The sequence below is a fragment of the Bremerella cremea genome, assembly GCF_003335505.1.
GTDB lineage: Bacteria > Planctomycetota > Planctomycetia > Pirellulales > Pirellulaceae > Bremerella > Bremerella cremea_A.
Window position 1 is genome coordinate 918695 of the sequence record NZ_QPEX01000010.1, and the last position, 16213, is coordinate 934907.

Here is a 16213-nt window from a genome sequence, read left to right on the forward strand (position 1 = left end):
AGTTATGGGGACGTTGATTTGCGTGGTGGAATAACGGTCGGACTTAACTGGGTGTTAGAGTCCGTTACGAGAACATCCTGAAGCTGAGAGTCGATCACGTAGACCTGTCGGCCAGGAAGGGCTTTCTCGTAGGTATCGAACCAGAGACGTGTGCGATAGGTTTCCGGCGCTGCACGATAGGCCTTACTGGCTTCGGCAAAGTGCGATGCTTCTTGTCCTGCCAAGCCAACTCGCTGGGCAGCCGCTTGCTTGGCAAAGGCAACCAGCCCTGCGGATTCCTTTTCCGCAGTCAGAAGCTTGGCCTGGGCATCGCCACGTGCTTGAATCACACGTCGCTGGGCGTCGCTCTCGGCATTGCTGACATCCAGATACGCGCCCGCTGCTTCGACCGGTGGGTGCAAGCTCAGCAAGCTGACGTCCACGATTTCGATACCGAGTTGCATTTGCCGCGACTTCTCCGTGACCTTACTGGCGATGCGTTGGGCAAATGCCTGCCGATCTTCGGTGAGCACCTGATCGAGTGTTGCGTTTTCGGTTTCTTCTCGAAGAACCTGGTAGGCGACCGCTTCGAGCGTTTTGCCGGGATCCGAGTGCCGCAAGAGGTAGTTCTTTAACTGCTCGACACTCCGACCAACCTGGAAGTAAATCTGAGCATTGACGGCGACCAGTTCCGACTGCGTTCCCAGCACCAAGGCAAATTCGTTGGCATGGGGTTCGGTCCAGAGCATCGAACGTGGCTGATCAGCAACCACCCCCTTTTCTTCCACCGGCTGAGAAAATCCAATCTGAAGCGTACGGATTTCGCCGACCGATACACGTCGCACGTTGCCAAAGGGCCAAGGATATTTCCAGTGCAGACCAGGCTCTAATGGTTTTGCTTGTACCTGTCCTAGTACCTCCGAGAGTGCCAACTGGTCAGGCTGCACGATTACCAGCGATGTCGACAACCAGAATACGAGCAGCGAAAGCAATAACGCGACGGGTGTTGCCCGGCGAAAAAAACGAATCGACCAGGAAGAGCGAAGGCTCAGGCCGAAACGTCGTTCGGCAATTTGAAAGAGTGTGTCGAGCGGATTGAGCGAAGACAGTAATACCTCGCGAACGAGCGAATCGAGCGGCTGGGGCAACTCTTCCGTGCTGGTGATCGTCACTCGTTCCAGTTGGAACCATGCAATCAGCAACCGGAGCAGGCTCTCGCCAATTACGATGACCAGATAGAGCTGAACAATAACGGCTAGCCACTGGGGGATAGCGGCAAACACAGACGAAGCCAGTTGAGCCGCTGCGGCCAGGAACCACCCGACCCGAGCGGCATGAAGTGATAGCTGAATCGTCGACAGTTCGCGGGAAGGCTTCTCGACGACTCCATGGGTCATCTTGCCCAAGGCTGTCCATAGGCTTGCTGCGAGCACGGCTAAGATTGATGAAGTCGCGATCTCTTGCGGCGATAGCGGACGAGCGACTTCGACGCGGCCAACGAGTAGCGACATGATCACGCCAATGAGCAGCACCATCAAAGGGCCTGCGGTAAAGACGGTATGCAGTGACCAAACTTCGAGGAACTCAGGCTGTCCGGCAGGCATGGTAGCTTGGATCTCAAGCGACCGCCGCGTTGACCAAATGAGCAACACCGTCAGCAGCAGTTGAATCCCCAGACCACGGAACAGGGCCGATTCGCTGTAGAACGCATAGCCAAAGGTCAACACCGCCGCCACGCCGACGGTCCACAAGAGTTGTCCCAGCCAAATACGAACTTCAAGAGATGGCAGGGAACTCGAATTCTGTGGGGATGCTTCGCTCATGTCTTATCTCCCAAGCACACAACTCGGCACGATTGAAATTGGTCCATCAACGCGGTGCCTCGGTCCTTCACTTCAGCATCCGTTAGTTCCGCTTGTGCTATTTGCTGACGCGTTTTCCAAAGTAATTCGCGAAGGGCACGAATCTCCGCCGCTTGTCGATTGTTGGGAACGCCCATCCGTAGGACCCAGCCCACGGGAAGTCGCGCCGCGACCGTATCCCACTGGGCAAGTCTCTGCTGGGCCTCCCGCGACCTGTTGGTCTTCACGGCAATGACCGCGTCTGCCGATACCTTTTGCATTTGCTCGAACGATTCTTCCACGCCAGGAAAAATGGAATACATCAGCATGACGATTGCGAAGGCAGCTACGCCCACAAACGAAATGCCAACCTGCCCCGGCGTCAACTCAACATTCCAGCGACTATCAGGCGTTTTCACCTCGGTCGGTTCGATGGGGTCTTCACGAAACTGGAGCCCCTTCGATCGCACCACGATGCCCCACAGCATCAGAATTCCTAGAAAGAGGGTGCCGGCCTGCATGATCACGTCCGTATGCCGAAGCTGCTGCCCCAGCACCGTCGGGAACTGGTCAAAGGTGGCATGATACGGACGGGCCAGCGTATCGAGGCCGTGGGTTTCCTCTTCGTCACCTGGTGCCGGTGGAAACATTGAATACGTTCCGTAGCTAGCCGTAGTCGCGAAAACGAGCGTCACCACCAGGAGCCCAACAGTACGCCGACTACCCCAAACCGAACGCATGGCCAGGAAAGTCCCTCCACACCAAGCCACACCCAGTAGCTGCAGAACAATCGCACACGCGAATGCGAGATGGGTGGAATGGATGGCGGACACGGCCATGGTAAACGTAATTGGAGTCACCATTTGCGGTCCTGTCATCAACATCGTTTCCAACGGCCCGGCCGTGTTTTGAAACGAGAGGACCTTTTCGAACGTTCCAGCAGGAATCAGCCCCACGACCAGTCCAGAGATAACGGTGCCCAACAAGATGTAGAACGCTGCCCAACCGGTCGCAATTCTTCCCGCCGCGACGGCTGCATTCCAAAGCCTGGTCGTGCCGCTTGTGACTACCGGAGCAGGAGAAGGGGATTTTTGTTGATCTTCACTTGAAAACCGATCGGCAACTTCCGCTACCACAACGGCGTAGCAACAAGCAACCGCCAGGAAGACACCACTCTGCCAGATTGGTAAGACGCTGATTGCGTAAAGGAGCGACAAGGGGTTGAGCAAAGGAGCAACTAGCCATACCACCGCCAAGTCGCGGCGTGGCATTCCTCCTCCTGCAAGTTCTTTCGCAATTGGGATCACCCCAAGACCACACACCGGAATGCATAGACAAGCCGTCAATAAACGAAACGTTCGCTCGTAGTTCCCTTCTGGGCCTAGCCACGTCTGCAGCGTCTGATATCCACCGCTCACTCGAATGGCGGCCGCGCATAGCACCCCAACCAGGATCGTGGCGGAAGATTCTACGAGGATACGGACAATCGTCATCAAGACGGTAACGACTGCGGCTTCTATCGAGAATGTATGCCAGAAATCGCCGACACTCATGGATTAACCCCGCGTAACGGGAACAGGAACACTTCGCAGCATCTCTTCGATGAACTCTGCGGCATCGTCGAATTCGCCTGATAGGCGGACATTCAGTACGGGATAGGCCATCTCCTGGATATCATCTGGCGTTACGAAGTCGCGACCATTCAAGTGGGCCCACGCCTGGGCGACTCGCTGCAACGTTAATAGTCCGCGCGGGCTAATCCCCAGCGTGACTTCCGACCGGTTTCGTGTGAACTCGGCTAATTCGACCATGTATCGCAGCAAGTTCGTTTCGATATGCACCTGGGAAACGTGATTCTGCAACTGCTGCAGTTGTCGAGGCGTAAGAACGTTCTTGATATCTGCTCGCTCTGGATCGCCACGATGGATGTTCGAGGCGAGCATCTCGATTTCGTTCTCCTTGTCGGGATAGCCGATACTAAGTCGCATGGCGAACCGATCGAGTTGAGCTTCCGGTAAGGGATAGGCACCATGGCTGTCGACAGGATTCTGTGTCGCGATCACGAAGAATGACTCCGACAGGCGGTGGCAATGTTTGTCGATGGTGACTTGCCGCTCAGCCATTGCTTCAAACAGCGAAGACTGCGTACGTGGTGTCGCGCGATTGATTTCGTCGGCAAGCAGGACGCTGGAAAAGACAGGGCCGGGAACAAACTCGAACTCACGTGTCTTCTGGTTGAACATGTTAAAGCCAGTAACATCGCTGGGCATTAAGTCAGGCGTGCACTGAACGCGGGCAAAGTCGCCTCCGATGGCAGTCGAAAGTGATTTGGCCAGCGTGGTTTTCCCGAGGCCCGGCAGATCTTCCAGCAGGATATGCCCCCGAGCCAGCACGCAAGCGATCACCTTCTCGACGACATCCTGCTTCCCTTTCAGGGTCTGATTCAACGCCTGACGAATACCATCGATCATTGGCTGAAATTCGCACTCCCCTTCAGGGGTAAGAACTTGCAGATCATTATCAGACACAGTTTTCACAATAGCTCCTTGGAAGAGGATGCTGGATTTTTCAGGGAAGGCGAATGAACTAATGTCGTGAATGCTTCGTCGCAAACACGGCCGATTTCCGCATGCGATAGTGGGCAACTTAACGTTGGGGAATAGAGTGCCCAGTTCGTGGCGGCAATAAACTCTGGCGAGATCGGTTGGCTACACTCTTGAATCCATTTAGTGAACGTCTGGCCTTGTGGACGACGTCGCCCTTGAAGTCGTGCACGCCACTGCATGAGTTTGGCTGTCCAGAGAACTCGATTTCGTTCGCTGCCAAATCGGACATATCGATTCGCCAGCCGCAGAACGACGTCTGCCAGACGCTTGAACAACGCGCACACGGCGACCATCAGAACGGCACCAATGCTCAGTGGTATCCAGTTGCTGACGCACCACTTGCCAGCAGCAAGGCACACAGCATGAAGCCGCTGCCAAGGAGTCAGCCTTGGCGCTAAGAGTTCGTAGCCAGGCGTCGGCTCGACCGGGTGCCACACCTTGCCATCCCAGGATACTTCCACCCAGAAGTGAACGTTGTCTTTAAAGACCGGCGTTTGCCATGTCCCCACATCGAAGTTCTGCGGATCGGCATAGAATCCGCTTACCACTCTCGACGAATAACCCAATTCGCGAAGAAGCAGCGAAGTCGCCGTAGCAAAGAGATAGTCCGGCCCCTGTTTCGTTTCTAAGAGAAAGCTCTCGACGGGGAACTCTACCTCCTCGCTTAGCTGACTATTGGGGGCAGACTTGTATTCGCTGCGCAGGCGATCTCGCACAGCGGCGATCTGCTGCCATCCGGGCGGCAGGTCGGATGTCCACTCATGAGCAAGTTCTCGAATCGATGCAATTGAAGCCTCATGGTCGGGAACTGAGATGCTTTGCCGAAATTTGCTGGTCGCGTAGTCGCCGAGCAGAGTGGGCGAACTGACCAGGGATGACTGTACCCGCATGACGGTAAGTTGCGGAATGAAGTCTACGGTAATTCGTGGATGGCCATCCGTTGCCAGGCCGAACATTTCCTCGCGATCCACATCTTTGATCTGAAAGCGAGCCAGACGCGCAGGGGCCGGAATTCGATCTGTCTTCAAGTTAATGAACTTCAGCAGATGCTCTTCCGTGGAGTGGATATGTTCGTCCGATAAGGGACATGAAACGTGGTACCACGGCACTCCATTCTCTTTGATTAACTTAATAGGAGGCTCCTGGTGGCTTTCGGCTGCCTGGAGATTGACGCCGTCAAAGTGGTCGTAGATGGTCGTCCGCAAATGGAGGGGCACGCGTCCTTTGACATAGAACAACGCAGGCGACTTTTTATCATCAAGAGACTTCTGGCGACGGGCCTCGTTCTTCCGTAACAGGCTGAAGTCATTTCCCTTCGACTTGGTCGTTGCAACGCGCGAGTGGCGATGTTCCATCTCCGACCGGGGAAGGCTCACCGCTTTCTGCCGCGCAGTCTTCTTTACAATCGGGGCGTCGTAGGTGTCGTTGAACACGTCAAACAGACTGGGCATCTTCGACTCAAGAAACACTTCACTCTCAGTCGGCCCAAAGCTCATCGCGTCCTTGGTTCCCTGAACCAAATCGTCACCGTCACCCACACCTCCTTGAGAACGAGAATCGGATATCTGGTTCCCCCCAGAACTTGGCATGAAGCCAGCCAGAGCTCTCGTGGCGTGGTTTGTCCCTGCGATGCCAATGGCGGCTGCCGCCAGGAAAACGGCTAGACAAAACGCGAGCCCGACGGCACCACGAGGAATTTCCGACTTGGTCCCTTCCGGAAATCTTCCTGAAATGCGTTCCCAATAGGACGTCACCAGGTAACCGACACCGAGCACTGCATAGACGATTCCGCAGATTGTCACCGACCAGTAGACACTCATGAAGACGCTCACGGCCATCAACGCTAGACTGGTCAGCGTGGCCAGGTTAGCGATGCGTTTCTCCGCGCGAAACGCCAGCGACGCAATCATGAGGTTACGCAGCGATAGGGACATCTGCCCTTCAAACAATTGGCCAGCCCGGGGCATGGTCTGGTAGAGGACTTGTTCCATCACAAAGTGGCCGGCAACCACGGCAAGCAGCAGTCCCATCACGCGCTTATCACGAATTGGATCCGATGGAGCCATGTATCGGGCACATAGCCAGGCAACCGCCCCCACCAACGCGACTTCTAACCACTGCCACCAATAGCCCAGTTCGCCGTGGCTGATCGCCAACTGCAAACCTAGTGCGGAAGTCAGCACCATCGCGAGATGGATTCGTCTAGTAAACTTGTCAGCTACCACACCAAGCCTCCCGTCCCTTTATGGTCCACTGCGAAAGTAACTGGAGCGCGGCGGCGTCATGGTCTTCAACGCAAATCCAAGGCTTAACTTCGGGCACAAGGGCTTGTTTCGCCGGAGCATCGGAAGCGGATGAAAAGCCGCTGCTACGAAGAACGATCATCCGACTCGTTGGCATCGCGCAGGCACTAAAATCGGTCGAAATGGAAACAGACCAGTCGCACTCACGCCCCATTTTTCGCCAGGATACCGGCTGGGGGATCGGTTGTAGTCTGGCCAAGCGATCCATTGTCCGTTGAATGCTGGCCTGGGAACCGGTCATCTGTTCTTCATGCGTTCCAAAATCGAGTACAACGACGTTATGTTGTTGGGCGAGTTCCGTCGCGATACTCGCGGCAATTCGGATGGCCCATTCAAACGTGCTATCGGGGCCAAACCCTTGATGCGAATTGCGATCAAGATCAACATAGATGCGCGCCCGCGTTTGGGCCGATCCTTGGCGTTCCGAAACGATGAACCGACCGTGCCGGGCCGTCAGCGACCAATGGATTGTGCGTAGCGAATCTCCCTGTCGAAAAGGCCGAACGCCCGTGCGTTCTCCTTCCTGACCGGTCCGTTGATCGCTGGGCGAGGTTACGCTGCGATGGTTGCCTTGCGGTAGAGGAAAGTTCGACAGGCGAAAGGTCTTTGGCCAGACGGTCAGTTCCTGCTGGACCTTCACTAGTCGCTTGGCTTTCCAAAGTCCAAAGGGGAATTCGGTAACAATCCGTGGCGGTGCTTGAGGGTACACGCCACGCTGCAGTGGTTGAAAACGCCAGACGAATTCGCATCGCGACCAACCAGGAATGCGTGCCAAAGCCACTGCAGCTTCGTTACTATCGTTGGATGAGTCGTCAATAAAGAAACCGTTCTCAATCGCCAAACCCCAGACAGGGATGGGCCAACGATTGCCAATTTCGACGACCACTTCCGCCTTTTCGCCTTCGCAGCAACGTCGCGTGCGGAACTTCAATTCGCACGAAACACCTCGCAGCCCGATCCATGGCCAAACCACGCCCAGTCCAACCACGGCCAGAATCGTCAGCAATAGCACGTAACCTTGGGGTGTCACGAAGATCCCCATCGCCAGTGCCACAGCTGCGAGGATAAGCAGAATGCCGATGGGCGTTTTCAGCCAATAGACATATTTGTTTGCCCACGGCGTATAGTCGCTCGTCAACCAGGCCCAGCGGCTGGCAGACGCGTGTGTGTTACTCATCTTCGATGATTCCTAAACCGTATGCAGACCAGGCATGCGCACCTGCGCACACTTCGGTACGTGCTCGATGTCAACCAAGGACGATCGCACAACCAATTCGCACCCTCCGCGAACCGGTCGGCTAATATTGGCTTCGGCAAAAAGAGAGACTGAACATGGTCTTCCAACCACGGACGCAGGCCATTGGCATGCAAAGCGGCAGGCAATTCGTGCTCAATCCAGGAAGCAGACCAGATGCATAACTAGAGACGCACGTCGCGCGTGATTTCCTCTAGCTGAAAGCACCTGTTTACAGGATTAAGAGATGGGCGGGCCACGAGGAGAGGGCAGCCCCAATAGCTGACACTTCTGCGGTGACGCTTCGCAAAGAAAGAAAGGTTCCCTGAATAAGTCAGAAGAAACCTCAGGCGAATCGACAAGCAGCGCGCCTTGGTGCAAAACCGCGATGATTTCGCACAGCACGCAGTGATGACCTTGGGTCCAACGATTCCCACTCAGACGGTTTGAAGTATCGTCATGCTTCGCTGGCGGGTGGCAATGATCGGTCTGACCATGCCCATGTCCGCTATGCGAATGCTTGTGGGCACGCTCGCAAGAATGGCTGTGGCCATGACAGCAATGGTGATCGTGATGCCCCAAGCCTGGGATTGCGTGCAGCAACTGTGCCCCGCCTGATCCAAATAGGATCACGGCAAGGCAAAGCCATGCGGCAATTTTTCGGATTGGGAGAAAACGCTTCACCAAGTTTATCCAAGCTCGTCGCAGTCAATTGAAACGAATCTCGTGGCATTCTGCTCTGGGAAACGGCGGGGCGTCAATTGTCATTGCCGCAGAGACGCGAAAATTCACGCAGTCCTCATAACAGCCTTGGCCGGAATCCATGGTCGAGCTTCGCCACCGATATTCCTTAGAAGTATAGTCTCCACACCTACGCAAAAGCAACAAGAACGTTTCTGCAAGTCACTTGCAATACGAAGAATGCCGACGAAAAAAGATTCAACTGAACCCGACACCAACTCAACAGTGAGGTCTGTCGCCAGCCTTCCTGGGGGGCATCGGCTTGACGGCCGATGCGACTGGTTTCTGCTTTTTACCGCTGTCGTTCGAGCAACTGAGTCACCCCTCGCAGAACGCTCGTAGCAGAGTGGACAAACGCAACCCACTTGCGAACGGCAGCGTCGTGGAAGCGCCTCTGGCGGCATCAAGGAAGCCGATGCGGGAACCTCTCATGACACGGGCAAACTGAAGAGCCGAAAGCGAGAGCTTGTTCCGCTTTCCAGCTAGCGGAACGAGAATTCCGACAAGCACATCTTTGAAGTCAGCAGAGGACTTGGAGCCCGCTTCAACGAGTACTGCTTGAGTCCCTAGCGACTCAAGCAGAATGGTTGAACCAGATCGATCTGACTACTGCTCAGCCTTCTTGGCGGCATCGTAAAGCTTCTTGATTCCACTCATCAAAGCTTCGTGTTCCGCATGAAGCTTTGCGTGAATCTTGGCAAATTCGGCGTGCTTGGCGGCGTCGTCGGCATGTTGCTTCGCCAACTCGTCATGGCCTGTTCCGTCGCCGTTCTCCTCATGGGCTTCAATCTCTTCTTCGTGATGACGTGCATGGTCTTCGTGAGCCCGGATCATCGCATCGTGCTGAGCTAAATCCGCGTCGTGGTCCAAGATTTCGGCTTGCAGGCGCATCAGCATCGCCAAGGCTTTCAAGTGTTGCACGTGCCATTTGGCATGGTCGTCTAGCCACTTATCGTGCTCCAGATGCGCTTCGACATGCTCTTTCTCCATGGCCTCATGCGATTCATCCGCACGTGCCTGGGGAGACCACGCCAACAAAGCCAACAACAACGGGGCCGCTGCCAGATACAAGGTGTTCTTCATGGACTCGCTATCCTTCTTCTCAGAAATTGGGTCAGAAAAAAACGACTGTACCTTTGCGTTTAAGGATTCATAGCTTGTAGCGATGGTTGGGTCAAACCAAACTTCGTTGATCTCACGCGCAAAGCGTCCGTGATCGAGCGTCGAAAGTGGTATTGTGGTTTCCTCAGCGCCCGAAGAAACTTACTTCGCGTTAATTCCCAGAAATGCTAATGAAGACATCTTGCAACTCATTCGCATGTAGATAGAATCAGCTACACGATTGGCAAATCGCAAATAACACGCCTAGCCCGAACGCCCAATCCGGGTGGATCGGCTGTAAGCCCAAGAGATATACGCCCTAATGCTGACCGAAGGAAAGCCGATTGTTGCCGGAGCTTATTGTTAAGCTTTTCAGCGAAAACCGCCCGCAGCAAGGAAAGTTAGCGTATGCATCTTGTAACGGCGTGGCTGGCTGTTTAAGTTAGTCATTACGCAAAGGCCAATTTCGTACTGCCAGTTTCTGCTGGAAGTCGTACCAATTCATTCCATTTCACCTGTCGGTGCAGCAACCTTGCTGCGCACAGTATCTCTGAGGAGTTTAGGCCTGTTCTTGCGTGGTCGCTATCTCTAAGTCGACTGGTTCAACCAAGCGATACGAGAAGTTAATCAAGCGGCATAGAAAGCAAAGTGGTCTGTCCTGCCTGGACAGCAAACCCGACACTTTCCGCAGTCATTAGACGCACGTTGCTGCCTAACCTTTCCGGATAAAAGCCCTTAACCTAGATAACTATGTTCCCCCACCTTTACCGCAGCACATCCTGGATACTCTCCGCTGCTCTGCTTCTCTTCGCAGGGTTGGGAGACGGTCTGCACATGCTGCCAGGTATGGGACACGCGGGACATTGCCACGGTTGGGCATGTCAGCATGCTGACATGGGGAACGATTCCCACACATGCCACAACCATAATGGTCGTGCCCACAAGCCGAAATCATCTTGCAGCAGTCACTCTCAAGGTTGCTCAACGACATCACTAGCAATCGTAGCGGACGAAACAAACACTAAGAGCGATGCCTCTGGCCAGATGCAAGACGACCACGTCTGTGGACTCTGCAAGTTTCTGGCTAGTCTGAAGCAAATCACACCAACGAATATTCAGTCCGATGCCTGGTCCACTTTGGAAATTCACCAGGCCGTGGCACAAGCCAAATGCCCTTACACGGTAAAGGCTTTTTCTTACCAGGGACGTGCCCCCCCGGTTCTTACTTAAGCGGCGATCTGCTTCGCCTCGCCACGACACAGGCCCTCTAGCTTGGATGCTCTAAGTCCCAACTAGGGATCACCTGGGCAGCAACCTTTTTGTCAAGCGAGGCCGTTTCAGGCAGTTCATCCGCAAGCAGTGCTCCGAGTTCTTTCCTCTGAAGCTAAAAGTCGCTGAGTCGATCAAAGCGAAGAGAAGAGGAACACCGGGCCGTCTCTCTCGAAATTAGATGCGAATCCCAGGCAACCGGTCCGTTTCCAAGGCCGCCGAGTTGCTAAGGCGATCGCTTCCGATAACCAATCAAGATTGGTTGCCACTACCAATCGGCGCCAAAACAGGTGGACGCAAAGGTATTTGGATCCTGCATGTTAGGCGGGAATGGTTCCATACTTTCAATCTCTCAATGACAAGGTATTTCTCCCCATGATTATGAAACTTTTTCGCAACCGTAAGGGTCAAGGTTTGGTCGAATACGGTCTGATCATCGCCGGCGTGGCCCTGATCTGTGCCGCTGCCGTCTCGGTCTTCGGTCACAAGACCAGCGACCTGATCGCCGCAGTTGCCACCGTTCTGCCAGGTGCTCACGCGGACGACAATGGTTCGATCACAAGCGGAAAATTGATCGAGACCACTTCGGCGGTTGATGGTGCCGGTGGCGCTCAGCCCATTGCACTTGACGTTTCAACTATTAGTACCAATTCTGGAAATACACGTCTCGGAAACAACGTGATGGGTTCGGACATTACGGGTGGCTTCGGCGGACTTATCGCCGAAGTAGGCGAATAGCAGTTAACTACGCATACTAAGCGTACCTTTGCGTAGGACCTCCGCGGGTTTGCCTTGTGCGGCCCGCGGGGGTTCTCATTTTTCGAGTTTCCCGGAGGACAAACAACGCGATGGTCGACTGGACGATTCTGGTTCCTCTGGGCGTGCTGCTGATCGCAACCATATGCGACCTGCGTACTAGGGAGATTCCCGATAGCTTGTCGATCGTGCTGCTGGCCTGGGGACTTATCGCCAAACTGGCCGGCTGGATTACGCTTCCGTGGGCAGCCTTACTGCTGGGATTGGCCTTGGGGCTGGTGGTTACGATACCCCTGTTCTGGGTCGGCGGCCTGGGAGGTGGCGATGTCAAGTTGATTACAGCGTTAGGTTGGGTAATGGGTCCGGTGGGACTGGGCATTACCTTGCTGGCCATGGCAATCGCAGGCGGCGCGTTAGCGCTACTCGCGTTGATGCGGGGCCAGAAAGATTATGCCTACGTACCGGCCATTTTGTTCGGTGCTGTGGTTTGTGGATTGTGTGAGTGGATTTGTCAGGTTGACCTCGTTTAGCAAACAGGACTGCTGAAATTACGATGAAATAGATTTACCCCCGTGGAAGTCATGAAAACGCAAAGGAAAGGTTCATCCCTGGTCGAATTCGCCCTGGTATCGCTGGTGCTATACCTGCTGCTAGGGGCAATTCTCACCTTCGGCCATGCGTTGTACGTCGCTCAACAGGTACAGATGTCGGCTGATTTTTTGGCCCGTGAGATTTCTCGACGACCTTTAAGCGTTCAAGATGAATCACTGCGCGATGCCCTGGCCGATGGAACGATCAACTCTACGATCTTCAACGAAGAGCTTCTGATCTTCGATCTCAACCAACTTTCTGATCGCACCGATGCAGAAGAACTGCAGGAAACAATCGCCAACTGGCCGATCGTCAATCGGATGCTCTCGGTGGTGATGATCAACAACGGAACGAACTTTCAGATCCCCGGTGCGGTACCACGGGTGATCAATGGCAAAACGCGGATTCAGATTGCCAAAACATTCGCTGCTGAATCAGATCAAGATGATGACTGGGTGGACGTTGTAGAAGAAGTTCTCACTTCCGCTGGCGATAGCCTTTACCCGCCCGACACTGACGCAGGCGGCGTGGTAGCGCTTCGGATTAACTATCCAATCCACTCAGTCTTCTTCACCGCAATGGATCCGCCGCCTAAGGATGCCAAATTTGCCGATCCCAACGCCAACTTTATGGAAGTTGCCAATCCAGGAGAAGAATTCACCGAGGCGGCTCCCAAGAAACTAGACCCTCGTACGGAACTCTACGGCGGCGACAAAGGACTTGGTCGCCAATACGCCTGGGGAACGCAAGTAAGGCCATACCGAAGGATCGTCTCTGGCCAAGCGATCTATCGCAGGGAAGTCTTCACGCAGTAAGTCGACAGAAAACAATTCTATGGCCAAACGAACTACTTCCTCCCGACGTCCATCGATCTTGCTCCCCTTGGCATTGATCGTGGCGATTCCCACATTGCTGCTAGGTGGAACCGTCGGGACGCTGCTGATATTAGGGGTGGATCTTCCTTTTCTGAAAGGTCCCGAGCCGCCGATGCTGCAGATTCCGGCAAATCCTCGTCCACTGGCCGCCTATCAGCGGGTGGGGCGGAATGACCTGGTGAACTTCGAGACCGGCCAAATTCATTACATGAAGATGCCTCCTTCGTCTGCGATCGGCAGCAAGCTGAAGGGAACGACATTCGAAGGGGAAACGGTCGAAGGAGTGGTCCAGACCGTCGCCAGCAAAGAGATCCAAGGAGCCACTTACCCTGTCTTTCTCTTGGCATCGGGAAGTGAAGTTCCCTTGCCGAATGTAGATGAAGTAGGGGGGGCTTACTTACGATTGGGAAATATCATCGGCCGCGTGCTCGACCGAGAGAAGTCCGCCAACTTTGGCTTTACCGAGCAGAACTTTCTTCCAGAGGGTTCCCGCAGCGGAACCGTTGGGGGTGTGCCTCAAGGGATGAAAGCTTACACCCTGGAAGCGAGTAAGTTGGTAGGCATTCACGGGCTGAGCATCGGCGACAAGGTCGATCTGCTGGCCAGCATTCCTATTGGCAAGATTAGCTCTAGCAGCGTTTTGCCGGCATCGCTGATCGTCGATCCCTCAGCCAAGTCGCGAAATGGAGACCGCCTGGAACCGCATTTAATTGCCAGCGATGCCCTGATCATCGCGCCCGTATATCGACGCTCGAAAACAACGTCGTCCTCCTCGCTTCTCAATGGCGCCTCGTCGCGGACTACCCCTGTCGAAGAAGTGGTGCTGGCAGTTCACGAACGGGATGTCCCGACGGTCACGGAGGTGCTGGCCATGGATGACATCGCCATGACGGTTGTTGCCCACTCTGGCCGGCCCGACAAGGAGGAACAAAACACAATCCCCGAAGGAATGGTCGAAGTGGTCGTTACTCCGCGCGAGACAATTCCCTACACCGAAATCCATTTGGCGACGCTAACCCCGACCGGGGCCCGTCAACCGCGAACGATTCTGCTGGCCAAGGAACAAGTCGAAGATCTGAACATCCTGGCAACGGCTGACGAAGTGGTTGGCCGCGTTGTCCGTCGCACCAAGTCGCCGGGCACGTTCTTCACGGCTGACGACTTTTTTCCACTGGGGACGGCATCGGGCCTGGCAGCGGCAGTTCCACTGGGCAAAGTTGCCTTTACGATCGATGCCGCTCGGCTGGATGGAGTGGCAGGCCTGGGTCTGGGAGACCGATTTGATTTACTGGCGACTCGACCGATTGATTTTCAGAAGATCGCTCAGCGAATTGGAGCCAGAGACCTGGCCGTATCTTCGGCAATTCGCCAGGGAGCACTACACCTAAACGGAACGGCACATACGGAAGTGTTACTACGAGGAGCAACCGTCCTCGCTCCCCCAGGCTCGCCCGCCATGCATTTTCATGGCACTGCGCGCACCGGCAGTAAAAAGCGAGAGATGAGCGATCCGATGGTGATCGCCGTTACGCCCGCAGAGATCACACGGCTCAGTAACGAGTTGGCCACAGACACGCAACTAACCGCGATCTTGCGAGGGATGCTTGATGTCGACGCCCAACCGATTCCAGAATCGGCCGATCCGACCGAATCCATTCATGTCCTCGATTCGATGATAGGCAAATCCCGCCAGCCAATTGTGTTCCTGCGAGACCATCAAGAGAGTACCGACCAACCCTCCAAGCCGTTGAACCTGATAGATCTAGTTCCCTCTTCCTCCGTCGAGGCACAACCATGAATCGGCGAGCCAACGGAAAAGGGACTTCACGAAAAGGTTACGTGCTGGTCCTCGTCGCGATGCTCTTGTGGGCGATCCTGGGACTAGCAGCCCTGGTTATCGACCTAGGTCTGGCCCGGGTCAAGCTTCGACAGATGCAATCCGCCACGGATACGGCCGCCTTGGAAGCACTTCGCGATGGATACGCAGCAGCGATCCCTGAGGATTCGTTACTTACAGATAATGCAAAACGTTTGTTTGCGCAAACACTTCAATATCAATCGATCGATGGGGAAGAAACTTCCTCACGATACCTGTCGAATGACATTGAGTTTGAAACGCTCGAAGATGGTGGCATGACTGGTCCCAAGATCGTGGATCCTCGCCTAGCACCAAATGAATATCCAATGCGAACGTTCCCTAGTTTTAAAAGTGCTAGTCCAGGAACTTCGGAACAGAATATCACCGTTACCTATCACCAGCAAAATCTCACCGGGGCAGATCCTGGCTTGGTTTGGCTGTTTGGCAGGGGGCCACTCCTGAAAAACGAAGGCACGGCGTATCTGGTTCCGCAGGGAATTACATTTTCGGCCGCTTCACAGACGCAATTAGCTCCTGCTATGACATTTGGCCGCATAGTTTCCATCCGTGACGACTTAGAAAATGTTGTACGAGTTATCGATGGTGTGACCCTTGTGTGCGACGCAAAAGACTGGGTGGCCGGAGTCGATATTACCTCCAATCTTAAGCAACTTAAGGCCCCAAAACCGGGTTCCCAAGCGGCATTTTTGACGTTTGGAGGACTCTTTAATCAAAATGATGTTGATACTTCATCCAACAACGACACGGGCTACGTGGCTATATTCACAGAAGCAGATGATGGTTTAGATCGTTTCGTTGGCTTTGGCAAAGTCGAAAACGGCTTTGTCATCACTTCCAGTGATGACAATCATTTTCGTCATGAAAAACTCATTCTTAAAGAGAACGTCTCCGCTAGTTGGAATCCTGCTCTGAGCAATTTGAGCTTGAAAGCCATAAGCAACCTTCTTGTTGCGCGAGGTAAAGTTGCGCCCAATTCACTCATCATGGCACCAATTCTCACTCCTACTCCCCTCGCCACTTCGATTACCAAGTAACCAT

11 protein-coding genes are annotated in these 16213 nt (G+C 54.4%); 5 read left to right on the forward strand and 6 right to left on the reverse strand.

What is annotated here, in order from left to right; translation table 11 throughout:
• Positions 1 to 2 precede the first annotated feature (2 nt).
• From hflK to DTL42_RS04790, 6 genes are all read right to left on the reverse strand, one after another.
• Entirely contained in the window at positions 3 to 1802 is a 1800-nt protein-coding gene (gene hflK, locus DTL42_RS04765; RefSeq protein ID WP_114367524.1) for a protease modulator HflK, read from the reverse strand.
• Positions 1799 to 3373, reverse strand: coding sequence for a permease (locus DTL42_RS04770; protein WP_114367525.1), 1575 nt, complete (start codon positions 3371 to 3373; stop codon positions 1799 to 1801). Before DTL42_RS04770 ends, hflK begins: the two co-directional genes overlap by 4 nt.
• Before the next feature lie 3 nt (positions 3374 to 3376).
• Entirely contained in the window at positions 3377 to 4291 is a 915-nt protein-coding gene (locus DTL42_RS04775; RefSeq protein WP_114368004.1) for an AAA family ATPase, read from the reverse strand.
• A 62-nt stretch (positions 4292 to 4353) separates the two neighbouring features.
• Positions 4354 to 6651, reverse strand: a complete 2298-nt coding sequence (locus DTL42_RS04780; RefSeq protein ID WP_147274166.1) for a transglutaminase-like domain-containing protein — start codon at positions 6649 to 6651, stop codon at positions 4354 to 4356.
• Positions 6641 to 7906 carry a DUF58 domain-containing protein gene (locus DTL42_RS04785; protein ID WP_114367527.1) on the reverse strand — a complete coding sequence of 422 codons (1266 nt, stop codon included), beginning with the start codon at positions 7904 to 7906 and terminating at the stop codon, positions 6641 to 6643. Before DTL42_RS04785 ends, DTL42_RS04780 begins: the two co-directional genes overlap by 11 nt.
• 1404 nt (positions 7907 to 9310) lie before the next feature.
• Positions 9311 to 9787, reverse strand: a complete 477-nt coding sequence (locus tag DTL42_RS04790) for a hypothetical protein (RefSeq protein WP_114367528.1) — start codon at positions 9785 to 9787, stop codon at positions 9311 to 9313.
• A gap of 1662 nt (positions 9788 to 11449) precedes the next feature.
• Here DTL42_RS04790 and DTL42_RS04795 point away from each other — a divergent pair.
• The 5 genes from DTL42_RS04795 (at position 11450) to DTL42_RS04815 (ending at position 16209) form a co-directional block, all read left to right on the forward strand.
• Positions 11450 to 11812, forward strand: coding sequence for a Flp family type IVb pilin (locus DTL42_RS04795; protein ID WP_114368005.1), 363 nt, complete (start codon positions 11450 to 11452; stop codon positions 11810 to 11812).
• A gap of 110 nt (positions 11813 to 11922) precedes the next feature.
• Positions 11923 to 12360, forward strand: coding sequence for a prepilin peptidase (locus DTL42_RS04800; protein WP_114367529.1), 438 nt, complete (start codon positions 11923 to 11925; stop codon positions 12358 to 12360).
• Positions 12361 to 12411: 51 nt separating this feature from the next.
• On the forward strand, positions 12412 to 13236 hold the full coding sequence (locus tag DTL42_RS04805; RefSeq protein ID WP_114367530.1) for a TadE/TadG family type IV pilus assembly protein: 825 nt from the start codon (positions 12412 to 12414) through the stop codon (positions 13234 to 13236).
• Between the two features lie 19 nt (positions 13237 to 13255).
• A complete protein-coding gene (locus DTL42_RS04810) occupies positions 13256 to 15094 on the forward strand; it encodes a hypothetical protein (RefSeq protein ID WP_114367531.1) in 1839 nt (612 codons plus the stop codon).
• Entirely contained in the window at positions 15091 to 16209 is a 1119-nt protein-coding gene (locus DTL42_RS04815) for a Tad domain-containing protein (protein ID WP_114367532.1), read from the forward strand. Before DTL42_RS04810 ends, DTL42_RS04815 begins: the two co-directional genes overlap by 4 nt.
• Positions 16210 to 16213: the final 4 nt, after the last annotated feature.

What these genes read in the sequence shown, in the direction of transcription:
- hflK (WP_114367524.1), bottom strand. Translation starts at nt 1,802, where the DNA reads ATGAGCGAAGCATCCCCACAGAATTCGAGTTCCCTGCCATCTCTTGAA.
- DTL42_RS04770 (WP_114367525.1), bottom strand. Translation starts at nt 3,373, where the DNA reads ATGAGTGTCGGCGATTTCTGGCATACATTCTCGATAGAAGCCGCAGTC.
- DTL42_RS04775 (WP_114368004.1), bottom strand. Translation starts at nt 4,291, where the DNA reads ATGATCGATGGTATTCGTCAGGCGTTGAATCAGACCCTGAAAGGGAAG.
- DTL42_RS04785 (WP_114367527.1), bottom strand. Translation starts at nt 7,906, where the DNA reads ATGAGTAACACACACGCGTCTGCCAGCCGCTGGGCCTGGTTGACGAGC.
- DTL42_RS04790 (WP_114367528.1), bottom strand. Translation starts at nt 9,787, where the DNA reads ATGAAGAACACCTTGTATCTGGCAGCGGCCCCGTTGTTGTTGGCTTTG.
- DTL42_RS04795 (WP_114368005.1), top strand. Translation starts at nt 11,450, where the DNA reads ATGATTATGAAACTTTTTCGCAACCGTAAGGGTCAAGGTTTGGTCGAA.
- DTL42_RS04800 (WP_114367529.1), top strand. Translation starts at nt 11,923, where the DNA reads ATGGTCGACTGGACGATTCTGGTTCCTCTGGGCGTGCTGCTGATCGCA.
- DTL42_RS04805 (WP_114367530.1), top strand. Translation starts at nt 12,412, where the DNA reads ATGAAAACGCAAAGGAAAGGTTCATCCCTGGTCGAATTCGCCCTGGTA.
- DTL42_RS04810 (WP_114367531.1), top strand. Translation starts at nt 13,256, where the DNA reads ATGGCCAAACGAACTACTTCCTCCCGACGTCCATCGATCTTGCTCCCC.
- DTL42_RS04815 (WP_114367532.1), top strand. Translation starts at nt 15,091, where the DNA reads ATGAATCGGCGAGCCAACGGAAAAGGGACTTCACGAAAAGGTTACGTG.